General features: G+C 72.5%; 19 protein-coding genes. 16 read left to right on the forward strand and 3 right to left on the reverse strand.

Features of this window, described 5'->3' with window-relative positions; genetic code table 11:
* Positions 1 to 2 precede the first annotated feature (2 nt).
* The 9 genes from PYR91_RS31945 (at position 3) to PYR91_RS31985 (ending at position 11,226) form a co-directional block, all read left to right on the forward strand.
* Positions 3 to 698: an SDR family oxidoreductase gene (locus PYR91_RS31945; protein ID WP_279785900.1), complete on the forward strand. Its 696-nt coding sequence runs from the start codon at positions 3 to 5 to the stop codon at positions 696 to 698.
* Between the two features lie 262 nt (positions 699 to 960).
* The gene (locus tag PYR91_RS31950; RefSeq protein ID WP_279785902.1) at positions 961 to 1,902 is read left to right on the forward strand and encodes a sigma-70 family RNA polymerase sigma factor; all 942 of its coding nucleotides are present in this window, start codon (positions 961 to 963) and stop codon (positions 1,900 to 1,902) included.
* 359 nt (positions 1,903 to 2,261) lie between these two features.
* Positions 2,262 to 3,572, forward strand: a complete 1,311-nt coding sequence (locus PYR91_RS31955) for an ammonium transporter (protein ID WP_279785904.1) — start codon at positions 2,262 to 2,264, stop codon at positions 3,570 to 3,572.
* A complete protein-coding gene (locus PYR91_RS31960; RefSeq protein WP_279785906.1) occupies positions 3,569 to 3,907 on the forward strand; it encodes a P-II family nitrogen regulator in 339 nt (112 codons plus the stop codon). The genes PYR91_RS31955 and PYR91_RS31960 overlap by 4 nt, the downstream gene beginning before the upstream one ends.
* Before the next feature lie 7 nt (positions 3,908 to 3,914).
* The gene (locus PYR91_RS31965) at positions 3,915 to 6,278 is read left to right on the forward strand and encodes a [protein-PII] uridylyltransferase (protein WP_279785908.1); all 2,364 of its coding nucleotides are present in this window, start codon (positions 3,915 to 3,917) and stop codon (positions 6,276 to 6,278) included.
* Positions 6,279 to 6,482: 204 nt separating this feature from the next.
* On the forward strand, positions 6,483 to 9,854 hold the full coding sequence (locus PYR91_RS31970; protein WP_279785910.1) for a nitrate- and nitrite sensing domain-containing protein: 3,372 nt from the start codon (positions 6,483 to 6,485) through the stop codon (positions 9,852 to 9,854).
* A gap of 31 nt (positions 9,855 to 9,885) precedes the next feature.
* On the forward strand, positions 9,886 to 10,299 hold the full coding sequence (locus tag PYR91_RS31975; protein ID WP_347943836.1) for a roadblock/LC7 domain-containing protein: 414 nt from the start codon (positions 9,886 to 9,888) through the stop codon (positions 10,297 to 10,299).
* Positions 10,299 to 10,658 (forward strand): DUF742 domain-containing protein, encoded by a 360-nt coding sequence (locus PYR91_RS31980; RefSeq protein WP_279785914.1) that lies wholly within the window; start codon positions 10,299 to 10,301, stop codon positions 10,656 to 10,658. Before PYR91_RS31975 ends, PYR91_RS31980 begins: the two co-directional genes overlap by 1 nt.
* Complete coding sequence (locus tag PYR91_RS31985) at positions 10,639 to 11,226, forward strand: ATP/GTP-binding protein (protein ID WP_279785916.1); 588 nt, start codon at positions 10,639 to 10,641, stop codon at positions 11,224 to 11,226. The genes PYR91_RS31980 and PYR91_RS31985 overlap by 20 nt, the downstream gene beginning before the upstream one ends.
* On the opposite strand, the gene PYR91_RS31990 is transcribed toward PYR91_RS31985, so the two are convergent.
* Both PYR91_RS31990 and PYR91_RS31995 read right to left on the reverse strand, forming a co-directional pair.
* The gene (locus tag PYR91_RS31990; protein WP_279785917.1) at positions 11,198 to 12,178 is read right to left on the reverse strand and encodes an SIS domain-containing protein; all 981 of its coding nucleotides are present in this window, start codon (positions 12,176 to 12,178) and stop codon (positions 11,198 to 11,200) included. The two genes, PYR91_RS31985 and PYR91_RS31990, sit on opposite strands and share 29 nt — an antisense overlap.
* Entirely contained in the window at positions 12,175 to 13,221 is a 1,047-nt protein-coding gene (locus PYR91_RS31995; protein ID WP_279785919.1) for a hypothetical protein, read from the reverse strand. Before PYR91_RS31995 ends, PYR91_RS31990 begins: the two co-directional genes overlap by 4 nt.
* A gap of 280 nt (positions 13,222 to 13,501) precedes the next feature.
* Here PYR91_RS31995 and PYR91_RS32000 point away from each other — a divergent pair, with 280 nt between their 5' ends.
* From PYR91_RS32000 to PYR91_RS32015, 4 genes are read left to right on the forward strand one after another with little or no spacing between them, the layout of a single operon-like run.
* On the forward strand, positions 13,502 to 14,641 hold the full coding sequence (locus tag PYR91_RS32000) for a spermidine/putrescine ABC transporter substrate-binding protein (RefSeq protein WP_279785921.1): 1,140 nt from the start codon (positions 13,502 to 13,504) through the stop codon (positions 14,639 to 14,641).
* 9 nt (positions 14,642 to 14,650) lie between these two features.
* Positions 14,651 to 15,589: an ABC transporter permease gene (locus PYR91_RS32005; protein WP_279785923.1), complete on the forward strand. Its 939-nt coding sequence runs from the start codon at positions 14,651 to 14,653 to the stop codon at positions 15,587 to 15,589.
* Complete coding sequence (locus PYR91_RS32010; RefSeq protein ID WP_279785925.1) at positions 15,582 to 16,355, forward strand: ABC transporter permease; 774 nt, start codon at positions 15,582 to 15,584, stop codon at positions 16,353 to 16,355. Before PYR91_RS32005 ends, PYR91_RS32010 begins: the two co-directional genes overlap by 8 nt.
* On the forward strand, positions 16,352 to 17,416 hold the full coding sequence (locus tag PYR91_RS32015; protein WP_279785927.1) for an ABC transporter ATP-binding protein: 1,065 nt from the start codon (positions 16,352 to 16,354) through the stop codon (positions 17,414 to 17,416). The genes PYR91_RS32010 and PYR91_RS32015 overlap by 4 nt, the downstream gene beginning before the upstream one ends.
* A gap of 2 nt (positions 17,417 to 17,418) precedes the next feature.
* Here PYR91_RS32015 and PYR91_RS32020 read toward each other — a convergent pair whose 3' ends face one another.
* Positions 17,419 to 18,030: a TetR/AcrR family transcriptional regulator gene (locus tag PYR91_RS32020; protein ID WP_279785929.1), complete on the reverse strand. Its 612-nt coding sequence runs from the start codon at positions 18,028 to 18,030 to the stop codon at positions 17,419 to 17,421.
* A 134-nt stretch (positions 18,031 to 18,164) separates the two neighbouring features.
* Here PYR91_RS32020 and PYR91_RS32025 point away from each other — a divergent pair, with 134 nt between their 5' ends.
* The 3 genes from PYR91_RS32025 (at position 18,165) to PYR91_RS32035 (ending at position 24,532) form a co-directional block, all read left to right on the forward strand.
* Complete coding sequence (locus tag PYR91_RS32025; RefSeq protein WP_279785931.1) at positions 18,165 to 19,451, forward strand: glycosyltransferase; 1,287 nt, start codon at positions 18,165 to 18,167, stop codon at positions 19,449 to 19,451.
* Positions 19,452 to 19,582: 131 nt separating this feature from the next.
* Positions 19,583 to 21,013, forward strand: a complete 1,431-nt coding sequence (locus PYR91_RS32030; RefSeq protein WP_279785933.1) for an aminobutyraldehyde dehydrogenase — start codon at positions 19,583 to 19,585, stop codon at positions 21,011 to 21,013.
* A gap of 237 nt (positions 21,014 to 21,250) precedes the next feature.
* A complete protein-coding gene (locus tag PYR91_RS32035; protein ID WP_279785935.1) occupies positions 21,251 to 24,532 on the forward strand; it encodes a nitrate- and nitrite sensing domain-containing protein in 3,282 nt (1,093 codons plus the stop codon).
* Position 24,533: the final 1 nt, after the last annotated feature.

Here is a 24,533-nt window from a genome sequence, read left to right on the forward strand (position 1 = left end):
ACATGGCTGAACGACCCATCGCGCTGATCACCGGAGGCTCTCGGGGTGTGGGGGCGGCGATCGCCCGGGCCCTCGCGCCGACACACGACCTCCTGCTCGGCGGTCGCGAGAGCACCACGTTGCTGCACATCTGCGATGAGCTCGGCGCCCGCCCGTGGCCCGTCGAGCTCACCGACGAACGCGCCGTCGCCGAGGCCGTCGCCGGCGTCGAGCGGCTCGACGTGCTCGTGCACAGCGCCGGCGTGACGCGGCTCGGCTCGGTCGCCGACCTCACGCCGCAGGTGTGGCGCGAGGTGCTGGAGGTCAACGTCACCGCGGTGGCCGGCCTGACCCGCCTGCTCCTGCCCGCGCTCAGGGCCGCGCGCGGCCACGTCGTCATGATCAACTCTGGTGCGGGGCTGCGCGCCAACCCCACCTGGGGCGCCTACGCGGCGAGCAAGTTCGCGCTGCGCGCCCTCGCCGACGCCCTGCGCCTGGAGGAGCAGGGCAACGGCCTGCGCGTCACCACGATCTACACCGGCCGCGTCGACACCGACATGCAGAGGGAGGTGCGCGCGAGCGAGGGCGGCCCCTACGAGCCCGAGAAGTACCTCGTCCCGGCCTCGGTGGCGGGCACCGTTCTGGCCGCCGTCACCGCGAGCCCGGACGCCCACATCACCGAGATCACGGTGCGGCCGGCCGAGGGTCCCGTCAACTGATCGGCCCCCCGCGTCCGCTTATGCGCCTCAGTCGTTACCCGCCTATTTCCGGCTCATCTCCGCACGTCGGACGGGGTTCTCCTCCTTGAGGAGGATGGCTGAAACCATTCTCTGGTCCTATCCCTTTAGGGAATCTTTGCCCTGGACTGAACGTTGGTGAGGGAAAGAGGGGGAGAGAACGCTGACCGGTCCCGAGAGGGCCCGGAATGGCGGGCTCCACCCGCACGTGAGGGCGGGCGCGGCGAGACGAGGTGCCATAAGCATGGCGAGGCCGACGGGGATCCGGACGCAGGAGCAGCAGGTCGCCGACAGGGATCTGCTGGGCACTTACCTGGCGGAGATCGGGCGGGTGCCGCTTCTCAGCGCAGAGGAGGAGGTGGAGCTCGCCAAGCGCATCGAGGGCGGGCTCTTCGCCGAGCAACTCCTCGACACCGGGATGCCGGAACCGAAGGTGGCCGACGCGGCCGACGAGGAGCTGGAACGGCTCGCGGTGTCCGGCAGGCGGGCGAAGGACGAGTTCATCCAGGCGAACCTCCGGCTGGTCGTGGCGGTGGCCAGGAAGTACTCCGGCAGGGGGATGCCGCTGATCGACCTGGTCCAGGAGGGGAACCTGGGCCTGGTCAGGGCCGTGGAGAAGTTCGACTACCGGCGGGGCTACAAGTTCTCGACCTACGCCACCTGGTGGATCCGCCAGTCGGTGGGCCGGGCCATCCACGAGCAGGCCAGGCCGGTGCGCCTGCCCACCCACGCCGGGGAGCAGATGACCCGCCTCATGCGGGTGCGCCGCGACATGATGGCCGAGTTCGACACCGAGCCGACCGACGACGACCTCGCCAAGGTGCTCGACCTGCCCATCGAGCGGGTGCGTGAGCTGCGCCGCTGGGCCTCCGACCCGGTGTCGCTGCAGCTCGGCGTGGGCGACGAGGACGAGACCGAGCTCGGCGACATGATCGCCGACGACACGTGGGCCGACCCCGAGCAGCAGGCCATGGACACCCTCGACCGCGAGCGCCTGGAGGACTGGCTGCTCGGGCTGGAGGGCCAGACGCGCGAGATGTTGCGCTGGCGTTACGGCCTGGCCGACGGGCGCGAGCACACGCTGACCGAGGTCGGCGAGCGGTACGGCATCGGCCGCGACCGCGCCCGGCGCATCGAGCGCGACGCCCTGGCCCGCCTGCGCAAGCTCGCGCAGGCCGCCGCCTGACCGCGCCACCGCGGGCCGCCCCGGCGGCCGGCGCGGCGTGTTTCACCGATTCGACACCCCGGCGACCGTCCCGCCTCACCTCATCGCAGGTGGCGGGGCGGTCGCCGTCGTCGTGCCCTCCCGCACGCCTGACGGGCCGCTGATGAGGACATCCCGATAGGGGTTACCAAGCGTTCCGAAACGTGGCCGAAACATCCCGTCCGTGAGTTTCACGCACGTGAAACACACCGGGTGTGGACCTGAAACGGCAGAAGAACACGCTTTCGCCCAACGTCAGTGCGCAGCCGGTCAACGAAGCCCTGGAGCGACCACTGCGGGAGAAATCGGCCACACGCCATTTGTAAGGAGGGTCGCATCGAATGAAGATCGATAGCGGCACTACAGCCTGGATGCTCGCGGCCACCGCACTGGTGCTGCTCATGACGCCAGGCCTCGCATTCTTTTATGGGGGAATGACCAGGGCCAAGAGTGTCCTGAACATGATGATGATGTCGTTCGTCAGCATCATCACCGTGACGATCGCGTGGACGCTCTACGGCCATTCCTTCGCGTTCGGCACAAACGGCAACGAGTTTCTGAACAAGTTCATCGGCGGACTCGACCAGCTCGGCCTCCAGAGCCTCGTCGACACCGCCACCAAGGACGACGGCACGGGCATGCCCAGCCTCGTCTTCTCGGCCTTCCAGCTGACCTTCGCCATCATCACCGTCGCACTGATCAGCGGCGCGATCGCCGACCGGGCCAAGTTCGGCGCCTGGGTCGTCTTCTCGATCGTCTGGGCGACGCTGGTCTACTTCCCGGTCGCGCACTGGGTGTGGGGCGGCGGCTGGCTGACCCAGCTCGGCATCGAGGACTTCGCGGGCGGCACGGTGGTGCACGTCAACGCCGGCGCGGCGGGCCTGGCGCTCGCCTTCGTGCTCGGCAGGCGCACCGGCTGGCGCAAGGACCCGATGCGGCCGCACAACCTCACGCTGGTGCTGCTCGGCGTCGGCCTGCTGTGGTTCGGCTGGTTCGGCTTCAACGCCGGCTCCGAGCTCGCGGTCGACGGCACCGCCGGCCTCGCCTTCATGAACACCCAGATCGCCACGGCGGTCGCGGCCGGCGCGTGGATCCTCGTCGAGAAGCTCCGCGACGGGCACTGCACCACCCTCGGCGTCGCCTCCGGCGCGGTCGCCGGTCTGGTCGCCATCACGCCCGCCTGTGGTTTCGTCGACCCCTGGGCCGCGATGGTCATCGGCCTCATCGCCGGTGCGGTCTGCGCCTACGCGGTGGGCCTGAAGTACAAGCTCGGCTACGACGACTCCCTCGACGTGGTCGGCGTCCACCTGGTCGGCGGCGCGATCGGCGCCATCTCCCTCGGTTTCCTCGCGGCCTACCCCTTCCTGGAGCCGCAGGCCGAGGGCCTGTTCTACGGCGGCGGCTTCACCCAGCTCGGCCGCCAGATCCTCGGCCCGGTGGTGGTCGGTGCATACTCCTTCATCATGGCCTGGATCATCGGCAAGATCATCGACAAGACCATGGGCTTCAGGGTCACCGAAGAGGACGAGGTCACCGGCATCGACATCACGACCCACGCCGAGACCGGCTACGACCTCGGCTCCGTCCACGCCTCGGGCGTGTCCTCGGTCAACGGCCCCGTGCCCACAGCGGTGAAGAAGGTAGACGCATGAGGCTCATCACAGCGGTGATCAAGCCCTTCAAGCTCGACGACGTCAAGGCGGCGCTGGAGCAGTTCGGCGTCAAGGGCATGACCGTAAGCGAGACCAGCGGGTACGGCCGGCAGCGCGGCCACACCGAGGTCTACCGCGGCGCCGAGTACCAGGTCGACCTGGTGCCCAAGGTCCGCGTCGAGGTGCTCACCGAGGAGGAGGACGCCGAGGACGTCATCGACGTCATCGTCAAGGCGGCCCAGACCGGCAAGATCGGTGACGGCAAGGTCTGGTCGGTTCCCGTGGACACCGTCGTGAGGGTCCGCACGGGAGAACGCGGACCGGAGGCCCTCTAACCGGATGATGAGAGGCGACGCTCGCTCATATGCCGCGGCCCGCAAGGAGCGGGCCGCGGACATCGATCGCTGGCTGGCCGACCTCTTCCGCACGGCTGTTCCGCAGCCGTACGGACGGGAAGGCCGGAACTGGCCCGGGGGGACCAAGAGCGGCATCGCGAACGGTGACGAACGCGGCGCCGGCGCTCCCAACGGAGGGCCCGGCGCCGCCTTCGCCGCCGGAGGAGGGGCTCCCTACGCGGGCACCGGGGTGTCGCTCGTGGCGGTCGGCAGCCTGGGCAGGGGCGAGCTCGCCCCCGGCAGCGACCTCGACCTCGTGCTCATCCACAACGGCCAGGACGACGTGGCCCGCATCGCCGACCGCATCTGGTACCCCATCTGGGACTCCGGCCTCGGGCTCGACCACTCCGTGCGCACCGTAGACGAGGTCGCCAAAGTGGCCCGCGAGGATTTGAAGGCGGTGCTCGGGCTGATCCAGGCCCGGCACGTCACCGGCGACCCCGAGCTCACCAGGGCAGCCCGCGAGGCGGTGCTGGCCGACTGGCGCGCCGACTCCCGCCGCAGGCTGGCCGAGCTGCGCGAGGCGGCCGACAAGCGCGCCGAGACCTCCGGCGAGCTGGCCTTCCTTCTCGAACCCGACCTGCGCGACTCCCGCGGCGGGCTGCGCGACGTGCAGGCCATGCAGGCGGTCGCCGCCGCGTGGGTCGCCTCCGCGCCCGGCCCGCGCGTCCGCGAGGCGTACGAGTTCCTGCTCGACGCGCGGCACGGGCTGCACCTGGTCACCGCGCGCGGTGCCGACCGCCTGGTCCTGCAGGAGCAGGACGCCGTGGCGGGCGCGCTCGGCCTGCTGGACGCCGAGGCGCTGATGCGCCGCCTGGCCGAGGCCGGCCGCACGATCTCCCACTCCTTCGACGCCACCTGGCGCACCGTCGACCGCCTGCTGTCCGGCCCGGCGCCGCGCGGGCGGCGCCCGCTGGCCGACGGCGTGGTGGAGCACGGCGGCGAGGTCGTGCTCGCGCGCGGCGTGAACCCCAAGCAGGACCCCGTCCTGGTGCTGAGGGCGGCGGCCGCCGCGGCCGAGGCCGGGCTGCCGATGGCTCCCGCGACGGTGTCGCTGCTCGCGGCGCAGGCCCCTCCGCTGCCCGTCCCCTGGCCCGACGAGGCGCGCGACGCGCTGGTGGGCCTGCTCGGCGCGGGCCGCGCGGCCGTCCCGGTGTGGGAGGAGCTCGACCAGGCCGGGATCATCGTCAGGCTCATCCCCGACTGGGAGCGGGTGCGGCACCGCCCGCAGCGCAACCCGGTCCACCGCTTCACCGTCGACCGCCACCTCATCGAGACGGCGGCGGGTGCGGCGTCGTTCACCCGCGAGGTCTCGCGCCCCGACCTGCTGCTGATCTCCGCCCTGCTGCACGACATGGGCAAGGGCTGGCCGGGCGACCACTCGACGACCGGCGAGGTCGTCGCCCGCGACATCGGGGCGCGCATGGGGCTGGCGCCCGCCGACGTGGCGACCGTCGCGACCGTGGTCCGCCACCACCTGCTGCTGCCCGAGACCGCCACCCGGCGCGACCTGGACGACCCCGTGACGATCTCCCGGGTGGCCGAGGCCGTCGGCAGCCGCGAGGCGCTGGAGCTGCTGGCCGCCCTGGCCGTCGCCGACGGCCACGCCACCGGCCCCGCCGCGTGGAACACCTGGAAGGCCGGGCTGGTCTCGGAGCTGGTCAGAAGGACACGTTCGGTCCTGTCGGGCGCCCCGCCCGCGCCGGCGCCGTCCCTGTCGCCGCAGCAGGCGTCGCTGGCCAGGCACGGCGGCGGCGCGGTGCGTGTCAACGGGGGCGCGGTGACCGTCGTCGCGCCCGACCGCCCCGGGCTGCTGTGGCGGGCCGCGGGCGTGCTGGCGGCGCACCGCATGGTGGTGCGCTCGGCGTCGGCGGCCTCCGCGTCCTCGACCGCGGTCATCGAGTTCTCCGTCGTCCCCGAGTACGGCACGCCGCCCGACCCGGCCACGCTGGAGGCCGATCTGCGGCTGGTGCTGGCCGGCCGGCTCGACATCGAGCAGCGGCTGGCCAGGCGCACCAGATCGCTCCGGCCGGCCAGGGTGCCGGTGGCCCCGCCGAGGGTCAGCCTGGTGGACGACGCCTCGCAGACGGCCACCGTCGTCGAGGTGCGCGCGCACGACCGCCCGGGGTTGCTGTGGCGCATCGGCAGGGCGTTCGGCGAGTGCAACCTCGACGTCCGCGCGGCCCGCGTGGAGACTCTCGGCGCCGAGGCGGTCGACGTCTTCTACGTGGTCGACCGGTCGGGCCGGCCGCTGACGGACTCCGAGCAGCGCACGCAGGTGCGCGAGCACGTGCTCGCGGCCCTGCGCTGACCCGGCGTCCCGCGAACGCCGTTTACGGCTGTCGGCCCTCTGACCTGCGCCGACGCGCCTGGAGCTCCGGCTGATTCATAACAATTGCGTCGAACGCCGCCGATCCGGCAGCGACATCGATGACCTTGTGGTCGAATTGTCCCCGCTTAAGTAGTTATCAGCCATGCCGTCATCCATGCATGGAGGATCATGGGGGGTGGCACGGTGAAGACGGCCGAAACCGCAGGCAGGGCCACCGCTCAGGACGGCGCGCCGAAACCCGGCCCGGGCCGGCGCAAGCGTCCCGGCGGGCAGAGCGGGCAGCACGGCCGCGCCGGGGTCTCCCGCCTGGCGGTGCGCAACTGGCGGGTACCCGCCCGCCTGACCGCGCTCATCCTCGTGCCCACGGTCGTCGGCGTGATCCTGGCCGGCCTGCGCGTCGTGTCCTCGATCGACAGCCTCGACGCCTACCAGCGCAACGCCTCCGCCAACGAGATCGCCGGCCGCCTGCGCGGCCTGGCCGAGCAGCTCGGCATGGAACGGGACAGGACCATCTGGTTCCAGGTCAGCCGCCAGCAGCGCAACGCCCTGGCCGACCAGCGCCGCACCGTCGACGCGTCCGTCGCCGCCGTGCGCGCCGACCTCGGGCGCATCGACGAGGGGTACGGCGTCCGCGCCCTTGAGGACACCCAGCAGGTGCGCAACCAGCTGGACGCCCTGGACGTGGTACGCGACGGCGGTCAGGCCGCCAAGTTCACCGACGTCATCGCCGCGCTGCTGCGGCTGCACGACGAGATCGGCCTGGGCATCGAGGACGCGCAGCTCCTCGGCGACGCCCGCGCCGTCAGCGCCCTCGCCCACGCCAAGGAGGAGGCGTCGCAGCAGCGGGGCATGCTCATCGCCATCCTGCTGCGCGGCGAGCGCTTCACGCCCGAGACGCTGGAGAGCTTCATCGCCTCGCGCTCGCGGCAGCGCTCGCAGACCAACGTCTTCAACGCCGAGGCCGGGGCCGACAACACGCGCTTCCTCTCGCAGATCGTCCGCGGCGAGCGGGTCGTCCGCGGGGAGCTGACCAAGTCGTGGGCCATCGCCCTGGCCGGGCGCAACCTTCCGGTGCGCGACGGCGGCGGGCGCGGCTCGGCCGTCCGGCAGTGGTTCGACGACAGCACCACGACCATCGGGCTGTTCCAGCAGGTGGAGAAGCGGGTGGCCGCGTCGGTCCTGGCGCGCGGAGCGGCGCTTGAGTCGGCGGAACGGCGCAACGCCATCACCGCCGGCGCGCTCATCCTCGCGCTCATCCTGCTGGTGCTGGCCACCACGGTGCTCATCGCCCGCTCCCTGGTACGCCCGCTGCGCAGGCTGCGGTCGGAGGCCCTGGACATCGCCGGCTACCGCCTGCCCTCGGTCGTCGGGCGGATGCGCGAGTCGGGCAACGCCGTCACCGCGCCCGACGTCCAGCCGATCCTGGTCGGCAGCAACGACGAGATCGGCGAGGTCGCGAGCGCCTTCGACGAGGTGCACCGCCAGGCCCTGCGGCTGGCGGCCGAGGAGTCGCAGCTCCGCGGCAACGTCAACGCGATGTTCGTCAACCTGTCGCGGCGCATCCAGACGCTGGTGGAGCGGCAGATCTCGCTCATCGACGGCCTGGAGCGCGGCGAGCAGGACGGCGCCCGCCTCGCCGACCTGTTCAAGCTGGACCACCTGGCCACCCGCATGCGCCGCAACAGCGAGAACCTGCTGGTCCTGGCCGGGCACGAGGCCGCGCGCAAGCGCACCCAGCCCGCCAAGCTGGTCGACGTCGTCCGGGCCTCGCTGTCGGAGGTCGAGGACTACCAGCGGGTGACCGTCAAGGTCCACCGCGGCTCGGCGGTCGCCGGGCACGCCGCCAACGACGTGGTCCACCTCATCGCCGAGCTGGTCGAGAACGCCCTCACCTTCTCGCCGAGCACCGCCCGGGTGGTGGTGTCCAGCAGCATGATCGAGGGCGGCGGCGCCCTGCTGGCGGTCAGCGACTCCGGCATCGGCATGTCCGCCGAGGAGATCGCCGACGTCAACCGGCGCCTGGCCGACCCGCCGGTCGTGGACGTGTCGGTGTCGCGCCGCATGGGCCTGTTCGTGGTCGGCCGCCTCGCGCTGCGCCACGACATCCGGGTGCAGCTGCGGCACGGCGACGCCGCCGGCCTGATCGCCATGGTCCTGTTCCCGCCGCAGCTCATGACCGTCGCCGGGCGCGGGCCGTCGCTGCCGCAGCGCGACCTGCGCGCGGAGCCGGCCACCGGCCCGGGCGGGCCCACGACCAACGGCACCGGGCCCGTGCTCGGCGCGGCCGGGTCCTTCGCGCCGTTCACCGCCGCCGGCGCGGGGCCGTCCGTGCCCAGGTCCGCCTTCGGCGACCCCGACCCCTCGCGCACCGGCCCCGCCACCGCGCTGCCGCGGCCCAGGGGCTCGGGCGAGGAGCCCGTCGTGCCGTCGTACACCGCGCAGGCCGGGGCCCCGGGCGGGCCCGCGACCGGGCCGGTGGCCTCCGCGTTCGGCCCCGTCGGCCCGTCCACCGGCCCGACGCCGTGGCCCTCCGCGGCCGAGCCCGGGGGACGGACCGCGGGCTCGTCCACGGGTCCGACGCCGTGGCCGCCCGCCGGTGAGTCCCCGGGACGTACCGCGGGCTCGTCGACCGGTCCGGCGCCGTGGCCGTCCGGCCCGCCCACCGGGCCCGCCGCGCGACCAGAACCGTCAGGCGGTCCGCGCACCGGACCGCAGGAGGACACGGACACGTGGCGCGCCGGCAGGTCGGGCCCCGCGACGCCCGGCGCCCGGAACCGTCAGGACGAGCCGTCCCGGCAGAACGAGCTGAACCGCCCCAACGAGCTGAACCGCCAGGACGAGCTGAACCGCCCGAACGGTCCGAACGGTCCGAACGGCCCCGCCGGTCCGGCCGGGCCCGCGACGCCCGGGGGCGCGGGCGGGCCGGCGGACGGGACCTCGGTGCGGTTCGGCAGCCCGCCCGGGCAGGCCGGGCGAACGGCGCCGGGCGCGCCGACGCGGCCCACGGGGGCCGGCGCGGGGACGCCGGCCGGGCCCGCGGAGCGGCGCCCACGCGCCGCCGAGCCACCGCTGGAACGAGGGGACGAGTACTTGCCGATCTTCGCTTCGGTCGAGTCGGCGTGGTTCCGCCGTCCCGACTCCAAGGAGATCCCCTCCGCGCGGGAGCAGGCCGGGCCGGGGGGCCCGGCGTCCGCCCCGCGGGAGGCCGCGCCGGCGCGCTCCGCGCCGGACACCGAAGCCCAGGCCGCCGACGGTTCCGGGGGATCCTGGGGCTCCACCGCGGACAGCGGCTGGCAGGCGGCCGACGCGGTCAAGGACCCCTCCATGGGGGGGATCACCTCGGCCGGTTTGCCCAAGCGGACGCCGAAGGCCAATCTTGTCCCGGGATCGGTCTCCGGCACGCTCTCGCAGGGGACGCCCGTCCCGCCACCGCAGGTCTCCGCCGACCTGGTCCGCGACCGCATGTCGCGCTTCCAGCAGGGCATCAGGCGCGGCCGGGCCGACCTCTCGCAGTCCGCGCCCGATCCCGATTCCGACCGTCCCCGCACCGACTGACAGCACCAATGAGGGAGGGCTCGTGATCGACCTGAGTCACGAGGCACGCAGATTCGACTGGCTGATCACCGAGTTCGTCGGTGGGACGCCCGGCGTGGCCCACGCGGTCGTGGTCTCGGCCGACGGTCTGCGGCTGGCCAACTCCGACGGCTTCCCCGCCGACCGGGCCGACCAGCTCGCCGCGGTCGCGGCCGGGCTGCTGAGCCTCACGGCGGGCGCCTCCCGCGTCTTCGAGGGCGGCGGGGTGACCCAGACCGTCGTGGAGATGCAGCACGGCATCATGCTGGTCATGGCCATCAGCGATGGCTCGTGCCTGGCGGTGCTGGCCTCTCCCGACTGCGACATGGGCCTGGTGGCCTACCAGATGACCTTGCTGGTCGAGCGCGCCGGGCAGGTGCTCACGCCCGCCCTGCGCGCCGAGTTGCAGACCTCCAGGATCCGGTGATGCTCGGAGGTGACGGGAACGAGGACGAGCCCCTCTTCCGTCCGTACGCCGTCACCGGGGGCCGCGCCGCGCCGAGCTACCACCTCGCCATGGAGACGCTGGTCTCGTCGGCCCCGATAATGAGCGATGATTTGACCTTGCTCACACCCGAGCAAGAAGCGATCATGATGCTCTGCCACTCCGTCCATTCGGTCGCCGAGATATCCGCGCTCCTGCGCGTGCCTCTCGGCGTGGCCCGCGTGCTGGTCGCCGACATGGCCGACGAAGGTCTGGTCCGCCTGCACCTGCCGCGGCTCGACCAGGGACAGCCAGACCTCAACCTGCTTGAAAGGGTTCTCAGTGGACTTCGCAGGCTCTAGCCGTGGCCCGCTCACGTCGACGAAGATCGTCGTCGCGGGCGGGTTCGGCGTCGGCAAGACCACCTTCGTCGGGGCGGTGTCGGAGATCCTCCCGCTGACCACCGAAGCGGTCATGACCGACGCCAGCGCCGGCATAGACGATTTGGGCCTGACCCCGCACAAGACCACCACGACCGTCGCCATGGACTTCGGCCGGCTCTCCCTCGACCAGGACCTGATCCTGTACCTGTTCGGCACGCCCGGCCAGCACAGGTTCTGGTTCATGTGGGACGACCTGGTGCGCGGCGCCATCGGAGCGGTCGTGCTGGTCGACACCCGGCGGCTGGCCGACTGCTTCCCGGCGATCGACTACTTCGAAGAGGCGGGCCTGCCGTTCGTCGTCGCGGTCAACGGCTGGGACGGGCACTTCCCGCACGTCGAGCAGGAGGTCCGTGAGGCGCTGACGCTGGCGCCCCACATCCCGATCGTCCGCACCGACGCGCGCACCAGGGACGCCGTCAAGGGCACGCTCATCACGCTGGTGGAGTACGTGCTCAGCGTCAGGACGTCCTACCGCCGCTCGGGCTGACCCCGGCCCACCAGGCGGCGGCCAGCAGCTCCGCCACCAGGGGCTCGGTGAGCAGGGCCACGTCGGGGTCGGTGTCGCCCGCGTACCGCAGGACGCTCGCGCCGTCGACCTCGCCGCCCACCGCGAGCACCGCCGACCCCCGCCGGCGCGCCCAGTCCATGGCCTGCTCGTCGTAGCGGGAGCCGGGGAACAGGATCGCGCGGTAGTCCAGCGTCTTGGTCAGGTAGACGTCCACGTGCGCCCAGTCGCCCGTCTCGCACGCCGTGGCCGGGCGGCGCGGGCCCTCGCGGACCATCAGCGCCGACTGCTCGGCCGACGAAAGCCGTTCGGCCGGGGCGATGGCGTAGACGCCGTGCGGGCCGTCGAGCAGCTCCAGCGCCTCGGGCAGCCAGGCGTCGCGCCGGTCGAGCAGGTCGGCCGTCGCGTCGGCCGCGCGGCGCAGCAGGCCGGGCACGTCCGCGCTCACCCCGGTGAGCCGGGACGACAGGGCCAGCAGCAGCGCCAGGGTGTGCTGGAACGTGCGGCAGGCCACCCCGCCGCGCTCCTCGCCCGCCGCCATGTCCACGACCAGGCCGGCGCCCCGCGTCACCGGCGACCCCGGGACGTTGGTCAGCGCCAGCGTGCGGGCCTTGCCGTCCGCGTACCGCTCCAGCGCGTCCAGGGTCTCGCGGCTGCCTCCGGTCGCCGAGACGGCCACGACGAGCGTGTCCTCGGCGGGCGGGTGGCCGAGCGAGGCGGAGGCGTACTCGGCGACCGCGTCGACCCCCGCGGCGCGCAGCCGAAGCGCCGCCACGCCGGCTGCGTAACGGGAGCTGCCCATGCCGAGGAAGACCACGCGCCGGATCCCCTCGGGGAGGCCGTCGAACGGGTCACCGGCCGACAGGGAGTCCGCCAGCGCCGAGAGGGCGGCCGGCTTGGCCTCGATGTCGGCCAGGAACAGGTCGGGGTTCACGTGTTCTCCTCAGCGGGTGGTGCGGGTGCGGTCCCGGCGGGCGGCCCGCCCGGGGACGGGGGGTCGTAGCGGGCGCGCAGGACGCCCATGGGGGCGTAACGCCAGCGGGGCAGGTGCCGGCCTGCGTAGATCAGCTCGCGGCACAGCTGCTCGACCTCGAAGGCCGCGAGCAGCGACTCGTCGAGCAGCCAGGGCACGCCGCGCCGGGCCAGCTCCGCGCGGTAGGCCGACAACAGCGCCTCGCGCGCCCGCCCGGCCCACGACAGCGCGAGCGGGGGAGCGGCGCCCCTGCGCCGGATCGCCACCTGCGCCACGTGCTCCACGCTGGTGGCGAGCTGGGCGACGTCGCGGGCGGCGGGCTGGTAGAGCGCGGCGTCGGGGACGGTCGGGTTGCCGTCGAAGTCGATGACGGCGTAGCCGCCGCTCCAGCGCAGCACCTGGCCCACGTGCAGGTCTCCGTGCGCGCGGATCAGCGGGGTCTCCGCTGCGGTGGCCAGGGTCGCGGTGCCCCTCCGCAACGCGCCGGCGCGCGCGGCCAGCCAGGCGCCGTCCTCGCCGCCGGTCACCTCCAGCGCCTCCTCCAGCCCCTGTGCGGCGCGCGCGGTCCACTCGGCGGCCCGCCGCTCGCGCCGCACCGGGTGCGGGATGGCGTCGGAGGCCGTGGCCATCGCCGCGTGCAGGCCGGCGGCGAGCCGCCCGAGGTCGCCGGCGGACGTCGTGCTCCCGGCCGCCGCGTCGTCCACGCACCAGGCCCAGCCGTCCTGGGCGCCGGGCAGGTAGGCGTTCACCAGGGCGGCCAGCGTCTCGCTCCCGCCGGGGCCGGGGGCGTACAGCGCCGCGTAGGGCAGGGCGGTCGCGGTGAAGCCGACGGCCGTGAGGTGCGCGAAGATCTCGGGCGCGGGGTGCGGGAGCGGGAGGGGCGGGGTCAGCCACTTGACCACCACCCGCTCGCCGACCACGACCGAGCGGTTCGTCTGGTCGGCCTCGACGGCGCGCTCGGACGCGGCGGCGTCCATGGGCGGCAGCGGGTTGAACTGAAGCACCCTGTAGCCGCCGGACGGACCGAAACCCCGCGACAGGTCCGCGAGCAGGCGCGCCGTCCGTCCGTCGCCTGCCTGCGGCGTTGATCCGGACGACGCGTGGCCGTCGGAAGCTGTTGAACTCGAATTCAACTCGGAACCCAAACTGCGAGCTAACAATGTCCGGAAAAGTCTTGCTCATGTTGATTTGTACTGCAACACTCCTGCTTTGGTCTGCCACGCGAAGGTCAGGCACTGCGGTCATCCGTACCTCAGAACCTTCAAAATCTAAGGAGTAGCGGTAGTGTCCCGAACCCGGTGCACCCGTCGTCTTCCGGCCGCCGCGGTGGCCGCCGGTCTCGCGCTCGCGCTTGCGGCGTGCGGTGGTGGCGGCGCCACGACGAGCGCGGACGACGCGGCGCCCAGCGCGGCCGCCGATCAGCTCAACCCCAACGCCGACCTGCGCAAGCAGAGTCTCACGATCACGATCTGGGACGGCTACAGCCCCAAGGACCTTCCCCAGCAGGTGGAGAAGAAGTTCGGCTTCCCCGTCAAGGTGGCGATCCACGACACCAACGAGATGGCGATGGCCAAGCTCACGGCCGGGCCCGACAGCGGCGTCGACGTGGCCTTCGTCTCCGGCCAGTACGCGCAGGCCCTCAACGAGCAGGGGCTGCTTGAGCCCCTGCACCCCGAGCTGATCCCCAACCTGGCGAACCTGTTCCCCGAGGCGTCGCAGCTCTCCTACGACAAGGGCAACAAGTTCTCGGTGCCCTACACCTGGGGGACCACCGGCATCTGCTACCGCACCGACATGGTGAAGTCGGAGCCGAAGAGCTGGAACGACATCCTCAACCCGCCGGCGGACCTCAAGGGCAAGGTCACGATGATGACCACCGAGCGCTGGCTGGCCCTGCCCGCGCTCAAGTCCCTCGGCTACTCCATCAACACCAGCGACGACAAGCAGCTCGCCGAGGCCAAGGACCTGCTGCTGAAGGCCAAGACGTCGCTGCTCGCCTACGACGACACCACGTTCGGCGAGAAGCTCGACAAGGGCGAGGCCGCAATGGTCGAGGCGTGGGACGGCTGGTGCCCGACCACCAACCCGAAGATCAAGTTCGCCATCCCGCAGGAGGGCAGCGACCTCTGGGCCGACACCATGGTCGTCATGAAGTCGTCCAAGAACAAAGAGGCGGCCCACGAGTTCATCAACTACATCCTGGACCCGGCGATCCACAGCTGGGTGTCGGAGAACATCCTGTACAAGGTGCCGAACAAGGCCGCCATGGACATGCTCGCCAAGAACAAGCCCGACCTGCTCGAAGCGAACGCGCCGCTGAAGATGACCCCCGCCGACCTGCTCAAGGGCGAGTCCATCATCGACCTCGGCGAGGCCTCCACCAAGTACACGCGCCTGTCGACCGAAGTCTCGGCGTCCCAGTGACGGCCGGCGTTGACTACTGAGCACGACATCGCACGACCCGGCGCGGCGACCGGCCCCCTCTCGGGCCGGTCGCCGCGCCGGGCGCGCGTCCTCGGACGCGCTGCCGCACGCCTGGCGTTCCTCGGCCCCGGGGTCGGCTACCTGATCGTCCTGCTGATCGTCCCGCTCGCCCTGCTGCTCAGCTACACGATCTTCCGCAGGGGCCGGTTCGGCGGCGTGGTGTACGAGACGACCGGCGAGAACTTCTCCCGCCTGGTCGACCCCCTGTACCTTGACGTCTTCCTGGGATCGATCCAGACCGCCGCGATCACCACGCTGGCCGCCCTCCTGCTCGGCTACCCGACCGCGTACGCGATCGCCCGGCTGCCGCGCAGGTGGAAGACGATCGCGCTCGTCGCGGTCGTGCTGCCCTTCTGGACCAACTTCCTCATCCGCGTCTACGCCTGGGTCATCCTGCTCAGCGGGCCCGGCCTGGTCAACGAGGCGCTCACCGGCATCGGCCTGATCGACGAGCCCCTGGAGCTGCTCTACAACCAGGGGACGATCGTCACCGGCCTGCTCTACTCCTACCTGCCGCTCATGGTGCTGCCGCTGTACGCCGCGATCGAGCGGCTCGACCCCCAGCTCCGCGAGGCGTCGGCCAACCTGGGCGCGCGCCCCGCGCGGACGTTCTGGTCGGTGACGCTGCCGCTCAGCATGCCGGGCGTCCTCACCGGATGCATGTTCGTCTTCGTCCCCTGCCTCGGTAACTTCGTCATCCCCGAGATCCTCGGCGGCGGGCGGTCGATCATGGTGGGCAACCTGATCAGGGACCAGTTCCTCAAGGCCCGCGACTGGCCGTTCGGCGCCACCCTGGCGCTGGCGGTGATCGCGGCCCTCGTCGTGCTGCTCTTCCTGCAGGCGTGGGCGTCGCGGGTCTACGGCGGGACGGGGGAGCGGCGTGCGTAGGCCCGGCCTCCTGTACGTGCCCTTCTGGGCCACCTACGTCTTCCTGTACACGCCGATCGTCGTGCTGGTCGTGATGTCGTTCAACGCCGGCGACTCCCCGTACACCTTCGAGGGCGCGAGCCTGAAGTGGTACGGCGAGCTGGCCGGTGACGCCACGGTCAGGCAGGGCCTGGTGAACACGCTCATCGTGGCGGCCGGCTCGACGGTGCTGTCCACCGTGCTCGGCACCCTGCTCGCGGTCGGCATGGCCCGCTACAGCAGGTCGCGCCTGCTGGACGCCTTCGGGCTGCTGCCCGCCGTCCTGCCCGACCTGGTGCTGGCGATCGCGCTGCTGGTGTTCTACGCGGCCGTCCAGATGACCCTGGGACTGCACTCGGTGATCATGGCGCACGTGGTGTTCGGCATGGCGTTCGTCGCCGCCGTCGTGCGCACCCGGCTCAGCCACGCCGACACCTCGCTGGAGGAGGCCTCCCGCGACCTCGGCGCCACCCCGCTGGCCACGTTCACCCGCATCACGCTGCCGACGCTGGCGCCCGGCATCGTGGCGGGCGCGCTGCTGGCGTTCACGCTGTCCATCGACGAGTTCGTGATCGCCTTCTTCACCGCGGCCCCGACCGAGCCGACCCTGCCCATCGTCATCTACTCGATGGTGCGCTTCGGGGTCACCCCCGAGATCAACGCGCTGGCCACGATCCTGCTCGCGGTCAGCTTCACCGTGGTCATCGTCGCCCAGCGCATGACCCGACTGACGGAGTCGTTCCGATGACCGCTGTACCCGAGGCCCCCGCCGCCACCCAGACGCTGGTGGGCATCCAGGGAGTGTCCCGCAGGTTCGGTGACGTCACCGCCCTGGACGACGTCACCCTGGACATCCGCCAGGGGGAGTTCTTCGCCCTGCTGGGCCCGAGCGGCTGCGGCAAGACCACGCTGCTGCGCATCCTGGCCGGCTTCGAGACCCCCGACTCCGGCACCGTCACGCTCGACGGGGCCGACCTGCTCGCCCGCCCGGCGCACCGGCGGCCGGTCAACCTCATGTTCCAGTCGTACGCGCTGTTCCCGCACATGACCGTGGCCAGGAACGTCGCCTACGGGCTGGAGCGCGAGGGCCTGCCCCGCGCCGAGGTGCGGTCGCGGGTGGCGGAGGTGCTGGGGACGGTCGGCCTCACCACGCAGGCGGGGCGCCGTCCCGACCAGCTCTCCGGGGGGCAGCGCCAGCGGGTCGCGCTGGCCAGGGCGATCGTCAAGCGGCCGCGCCTGCTGCTGCTCGACGAGCCGCTGTCCGCGCTGGACAAGAAGGTGCGCGCCGAGATGCAGCTGGAGCTCAAGCGCCTGCAGCACGAGGTCGGCATCACCTTCGTCGTGGTCACCCACGACCAGGAGGAGGCGATGTCCCTCGCCGACCGCATCGCCGTGCTCGACTCGGGCCGGGTCCAGCAGGTCGACGCGCCGGTGCGCCTGTACGAGCGGCCGTCGACGCCGTTCGTGGCGGGCTTCATCGGCGCCAACAACCTGTTCGAGGGCACCGCGGCGGGCGGTGGCCTGTCGGTGCCCGGCCTGGGGACGCTGCCCGCCGCGGGCGGGCTCGCGGCGGGCACCCCGGCGCTGCTCGGCGTCCGCCCGGAGTCGGTGCGCCTGGGCGACACCGGAGACCTGCGCGGCGTCGTGGCCGACGTCAGCTTCTACGGGGGCCTGTCGCACATCGCCGTGCGCGTGGCCGGGCACGACCGTCCGGTGCTGGTGGCCGAGCAGGGGCCCAGCAGGGTGCACGCGGGCGCGCGGGTCGGGCTGGGCTGGTCGGCCGCGGACGCGGTGCTGATCGCCCGATGAGCTCAGCCCGCGGCTCCGAGCGTGTTGCCGGTTACCGTCCTCGCGTAGCTGAGGATGAGCTCCGCGGCCTGGTCGGGCCCGATCACCGGGTGCCTGGCCGTGATGCGGTAGCCGTAGGCGTCCTCCAGCGCGACGAGGTTGCGCGAGATCAGCAGCGAGTCGCCGGCCAGGGTGAACACCCCGAGCGCCGAGCCGGTGTCCAGGATCGACTGGTACATCGCCACCTGCCGGTCGAACAGCGTGGTCAGCAGCACCGCGTACACCCGGTTGCGCGCCGCGGCCCCGCCGAGCTCGTTCAGCAGCCGCACCCCCGGGTCGTCCGGACCCACGGGCAGGCCGGAGTGGATGGTGACCACCAGCTTCTCGGCGGGGTCGCTCAGCCCCGCCAGACGCTTGACCCGCAGCTCGTAGAACTGCTCCATGCCCGCGTGGTGGGCCTCCACCAGCAGCTCGCCGAGGTCGGGATAGTGGTAGAGCACCGCGCCCGACGTCAGCCCCGCCTCCTCGGCGACGTGGTTGAGGTGGACCCCCTGGGTGCCGTGGCGCAGGATCGCCCGCCGGGCGGCCTCGATGAGGTCCACCCGACGGTCCGCCCGGCTCTTGCGCGAGCTCATGCCAGCCTCCCCTGTGCCCCGTTGTTGAAGACGGAGTGTAAAGCGTCCCGTCGGCTGGATGCCATATGATCCCAGGTCTCTCACCTACCCGACCCACCAGTATTTGAATCTTTCTTCAATTCGATGGAGTGCTGATGGCCACCATTCTGTTCATGCCGGAGAGCGCCTACGGGCCGACCAACAACTGCGTCGGCGTGGGCGACATCCTGCGCCGTCGCGGGCACCGCGTCGTGTTCGCGGCCGAGGCGTCGTGGAAGGGCAAGCTCACCGCCATGGGCTTCGAGGAGGACCTGGTCGACCTCGCGCCGCCGGCCGAGGAGGAGCAGGACGCCGGCCAGTTCTGGAAGGACTTCATCCGCGACACCGCGCCGGAGTACCGCAAGTCGACCTTCGCCCAGCTGGAGACCGTCACCAAGCCGATCTGGGACGCGCTGATCGACGGCACCAAGTACTGCGAGCCGCAGCTCAAGGAGATCATCGCGCGGGTGAACCCCGACGTCATCGTCGAGGACAACGTCATCACCTTCCCCGCGCTGCTCACCGCGGGCAAGCCGTTCGTGCGCATCGTCTCGTGCAACCCGCTGGAGGTGCGCGGCCCGGGCGTGCCGCCGGTGTTCGGCGGCCTGCCCGCCGGCGACGACGGCGAGTGGGAGGCGTTCCGCGCCGAGTACGACCGCACCCACCGGGACGTCTGGGCGGCGTTCAACGAGTGGGTCGTCGAGCAGGGCGCGCCGCCGCTGCCCGACCTGGACTTCATCCACGAGGGCGACCTGAACCTCTACGTGTTCCCCGAGATCGCCGACTACACCGACGCCCGCCCGCTCGGCCCGTCCTGGCACCGGCTGGACTCCTCGGTCCGCGAGACCGACGAGGACTTCGAGATGCCGGCCTCGCTCGCCGGTCGCGACGGCGCGCTGGTCTACTTCTCCCTCGGCTCGCTCGGCTCGGCCGACGTGGAGCTGATGCAGCGGGTGGTCGACGTGCTGGCCACCACGCCGCACCGCTACATCGTCTCCAAGGGCCCGCTGCACGAGGAGATCAAGCTCGCCGACAACATGTGGGGCGCCGAGTTCGTGCCGCAGACGAAGATCATTCCGCTGGTGGACGCGGTGATCACCCACGGCGGCAACAACACCACGACCGAGGCGCTGCACTTCGGCAAGCCGATGATCCTTCTGCCGCTGTTCTGGGACCAGTACGACAACGCCCAGCGCGTCCACGAGCTGGGCTACGGCGTGCGGCTCTCCACCTACGCCTTCGCCGACGAGGAGCTGGTCCAGGCGCTCGACAAGGTGCTCGGCGACCACGAGCTGCGGGCGCGGCTCGCCGAGGCCGGCGAGGAGATCCGCCGCCGCGACGGCCTGCGCAAGGCCGCCGACCTGATCGAGGGCCTCGTCCCCGGGGCGGACGCCTCCGCCTAGAGCCCGGCCCACGCCGGCTCGCGCCGGTTCACCACCCGGGCCCCGCCCGCCGCACGGCGGCGCGAGGACCGGCCGCACGACCGCGGCGGCGACCCTCACGATCCCGTCGCCGCGGAAGAAAGAAGAGCGTGATGACCCGGACACCCGTCAACCCCGCCACCGGCGAGCCGCTGGAGCCCGTGCCCGACACCTCGCCGGGCGACGTCGCCGCGGCCGTCCTCGACGCCAGGGAGGCCTTCGGGCACTGGTCGTCGGCCACCCCCAAGGACCGCGCGAACGCGCTGCTGCGCCTGGCCGACCTCGTGGAGGACGACGCCGAGGAGCTGACCCGCCGGGAGGTCGCCGAGACCGGCAAGCCCGTCGCCGTGGTGCGCGACGGCGAGCTGCCGTTCGCCGTGGACAACCTGCGCTTCTTCGCGGGCGCGGCCCGCTCGCTGGAGGGCACGGGCGCCGGCGTGCTCAGCGACGGGTACACCTCGGTGCTGGTGCGCCGGCCGATCGGCGTCGTGGCGTCCATCGCGCCGTGGAACTTCCCGCTGGTGATGGGGGTATGGAAGCTCGGCCCGGCGCTCGCCGCCGGCAACGGCGTCGTCATCAAGCCCGCGCCGCAGACGCCGGGCAGCACGCTGCGCCTGGCCGAGCTGATCGAGAAGGCGGGCTTCCCCCGGGGGCTCGTCCACGTGGTCACCGGCGACGCGGAGGTGGGTGAGGCCCTCGTCGGCGACCCCGGCGTCGACATGATCAGCGTGACCGGGTCGACCGCGACCGGGCGGGCCGTCATGCGGCGCGCCGCCGGCGACCCGGCCGGCGGCGGGCACGGGCTCAAGCGCGTCCACCTCGAACTGGGCGGCAAGGCTCCCGCGCTGGTGTTCGCCGACGCCGACCTGGCCGAGATGGCGTCCGGCGTCGCCATGGGCGCCACGTACAACACCGGCCAGGACTGCACGGCCGCGACCCGCGTCTACGTCCAGCGCGAGCGGTACGACGAGGCGGTGGAGGCGTTGCGCGCGGCGCTGGAGGGCGTCCGGGTGGGCGACCCGCTCGACCCGGCGACCGACATCGGCCCGCTGATCTCGGCCGGCCACCGGGCGCGCGTGCACGGCTACGTCGAGCGCGCGGCGGCGCGCGGGGCCCGGGTGGTGTGCGGCGGCGCGCTGCCGGAGGGGCCGGGCTTCTACTGCCCGCCCACGCTGGTCGCCGGGGCCTCGCAGAACAGCGAGGTGGTGCGCTCGGAGCTGTTCGGGCCGGTGCTGGTGGTGCTGCCGTTCGAGGACGAGGACGAGGCCGTCCGGCTGGCCAACGACACCCCGTACGGGCTGGCCTCCTCGGTGTGGTCGCGTGACGTCGCCAGGGCGCTGCGCGTGGCCCACCGGCTGGACGTGGGCGTCACCTGGGTCAACGATCACCTGCCGATCGCGTCGGAGGCGCCGCACGGCGGGGTGAAGGGCAGCGGCTTCGGCAAGGACATGAGCCAGGAGTCGGTGCAGGAGTACTCCGTGACCAGGCACTTGATGATCAAACACGCGGCGCCCGCGCCCCATGAGGGCTTCCGTCCCGCATAAAAGTCAGCCCATACGGGGTGTTTTATCCCCAGAAGCCGCTTGTAGGGCTGTTTGCGATAAATGTGCTGTTGGCCGATGCGGTGAGGGTGTGCTCCAATTACCCTCGCCTGATGGATGTCTCTGACGTCTCATGCGCCACGCGCGTGACGTACCCTCCTGTACGCCAGGCTCGGTGAGAGGTTGCGAAAATCAGTGAGCACAGAAGACCCCCGGAGCAATCCAGGTCGGGGTAGCCGCGTGGAGCGGTCCGGGCCCTCCACGCCGCGCACGCCGAAGAGCGGGAGCTGGCTGAGGCTCCGCAACTGGCGCGTGCGGTCCCGCCTCATCGCCCTGATCATCATCCCGACGATCGTGGGCGTGATCCTCGGTGCCGTCCAGCTCACCGACGCCGTCGCCACCTCCAACGCCTACCGGCGCCTGACCGAGGTGGCGCAGCTGGTGGAGAAGATCGACGTCCTCATCCACGAGGTGGACAAGGAACGCGACCTCACCGCCTGGTACATCGCCGAAGGCCGGCGCCAGGCCCGGTTCAAAAGGGTCCGTGCCCAGCAGGACGCCGTCGACCAGGCCAGGGAGCCCGTCCTCGCCGACGTCTCCAGCCTCGACGACTCCCACACCGCGCGTGTGCGCTCGGAGGCCGAGCAGATCCGTCGCTGGCTCGAAGGCCTCCCCGGCCTGCGCACCAGGATCGCCGACCCCACCGTCCCGTCCCGGGCCGCGCTCGGCATGTACTCCGCGCTCATCACCGTCCTGCAGTCGATGCAGGCCGAGCTCGGCACCGCCGGCGACGACCAGCGCCTGCTCGGCGACAGCATCGCCCTGGGCGCGCTCAGCCGCGCCAAGGAGGAGGTCTCCCGCCAGCGAGGCCTGATGACGGTCGGCCTCACCACGCTCAACTCCTCGGGCGGCGGCTTCGACTACGACGACTTCGTCGACTTCCCCGGCTCCTGGAGCCGGCAGGAGAGCGAGACCAGCACCTTCCTCGCCGAGGCCACGCCCGCCGACGTCAAGTTCTACAACGAGACCGTCCGCGGCCAGCAGGTCGACAAGGCCGACTGGATGCGCGCGCTCGCCCTGGCCCAGCTCCGCCAGTTCAAGGAGATCCAGGACCTCGACCCGCTCCGCCGCGACGACACCAGCCTGTGGTACTCCTCCACCACCGCGGTCGCCGACCGCATGCGCAGGGTGGAGGAACGGCTGGTCTCCTCGGTCGTCCAGCAGAGCCGCACCCTCCAGGAGGAGGCGCAGCGCCAGGCGCTGATCTCCGGCGCGCTCATCCTGGTCCTGCTGCTGCTGGTCCTCGTCATCACCGCGGTGGTCGCCAGCTCGCTGACCCGCCCGCTGCGCCGCCTGAGAGCCGAGGCGCTGGAGATCGCCGGCTCCCGGCTCCCGGAGACCGTCCAGCGGCTGCGTGAGAGCAGCGACAGCGCCCCGACGGCCGAGGTCGTGCCCATCGGCGTCAACTCCCGAGACGAGATGGGAGAGGTCGCCCGGGCGTTCGACGAGGTCCACCGCGAGGCGATCCGGCTGGCGGGCGACGAGGCCCGCCTGCGGAGCAACGTCAACGCCATGTTCGTCAACCTCTCGCGCCGCAGCCAGACCCTGGTGGAACGCCAGCTCAGCCTCATCGACGGCCTGGAGCAGGGCGAGCAGGACGAGTCCCGGCTGGGCAACCTGTTCAAGCTCGACCACCTGGCCACCCGCATGCGCCGCAACAGCGAGAACCTGCTGGTCCTCGCCGGGCAGGAGCCCTCGCGCCGGTGGAGCCAGCCGGTGCCGCTCGTCGACATCGTCCGCGCCTCCCTGTCGGAGGTCGAGAGCTACGAGCGCGTCGACGTGCGCGTCCAGTCCGGCACCTCGGTGATCGGCCAGGCCGTGAACGACGCCGTCCACCTGGTCGCCGAGCTGGTGGAGAACGCCATCTCCTTCTCGCCCCGCGAGACCAAGGTCGTGGTGTCCAGCAACCGCATCGACGGCGGCGGCGTCATGATCTCGGTGAGCGACAGCGGCATCGGCATGACCGCCGACGAACTGGCCGAGGCCAACTGGCGCCTGGCCAACCCGCCCGTCGTGGACGTCTCGGTGTCGCGCCGCATGGGCCTGTTCGTGGTCGGCCGCCTCGCGCTGCGCCACAACATCCGCGTGCAGCTCCGCCAGCAGGACGCCGGGGGGCTCACCGCGATGGTGCTGCTGCCCGAGGGGCTGCTCGCCACCTCCGGCGCCCCGCAGTACCCCGGCATGCCCATGGAGGCCGCCGGAGCGGGTCAGTTCGGCGCGCCGTCCCAGGCCGCGGCCACCTCCGCGATGTTCGGCGGCGGCCCCGGCGGGCCCGGAGGCTTCGAGCAGCCCGGCATGCGGGCCCCGGTCTTCGGAGCCGACGCCCCCGGCGTCGGGGCGCCCTCGGGCCCGTCCAACCGCGGGCCCTTCGAGCGCGGGCCGTTCGAACGGCCCGCCACCGGCAACGACCCCTTCGACCAGCGCCCGGGCGCGCGCGATCCCTTCGAGCGCGCCCCCGGCGGCCGGGGCATGTTCGACAGCCCGCCCGCCGAGCGCGGCGGCCCCGGCCGCGGGGCCTTCGACCGCGACGAGCCCGAGCAGGATCCGTTCGACCGCTACTTCAACCCCAACCCGCCGCTGGACACCCCGTGGCCCGCGGACGTCCCCGCGCCCGGGAGCGGCCCCGCCGGGCCCGCCTCGGGCCCCTGGCCCGGGCTCGCCGACCAGGACACCGCCTCATGGCCGGCCGTCCCCTCCCACGGCGGTCCCGCAGGCCCCGTCACCGGCAACCAGGCCGCGGGCGCCGGGCTGGGCGGCCCCATGACGGGCCCGCAGGCCGGTCCGAGGACGGGCCCGTCCGGCGGCCCGATGACCGGCCCGGTGGGCGGCATGGCCGGCCCCATGACGGGCCCCGGGACGGCGGGGCCGGCCACCGGCCCGGCCGCCAGGTCCGGGCACCCGTTCGGCGGCCTCGCCGACATGGACCACACCGGGCCGCTGCCCACCGTCCACAGCTCACCGCTCGACGGGTCCGAGGAGTTCCTGCCGATCTTCGCGGCCGTCGAGTCCGACTGGTTCCGCCGCTCTGACGGCGGCCCGGACACCCGGCCCGGCCCCGGCCGCGCCACCCGCGAGGCCGAGCCCGTGCAGGCGGTCGCCGCCCCGGTGGCCGAGGCCGTCCAGGACGACGTGGACGAGCGGTCCGCCGAGGGCAGGTCGTGGTCCTCGCCGGGCGACGCCGGCTGGCAGGCGGCGCGCGCCGCCAGCGACCCCAGCCTCGGCGGCATCACCTCCTCCGGGCTGCCCAAGCGGGTGCCGAAGGCCAACCTCGTCCCCGGGTCGGCCGACCCCGGCCCGTCGGCCTTCACCCCGCAGCCGTCCATCTCCCCCGACCGCGTGCGCAGTCGCATGGCCAGCTTCCAGCAGGGCGTGCGCAAGGGACGGGCCGTGGCCCGCGGCGAGGCGGGCGACGACCCTTCACCCCCCAACAGGAACGTTGAAAGCAACAAGGAGGACTCGTGAG

The organism is Sphaerisporangium sp. TRM90804 (assembly GCF_029846175.1).
Taxonomy (GTDB): domain Bacteria; phylum Actinomycetota; class Actinomycetes; order Streptosporangiales; family Streptosporangiaceae; genus Sphaerisporangium.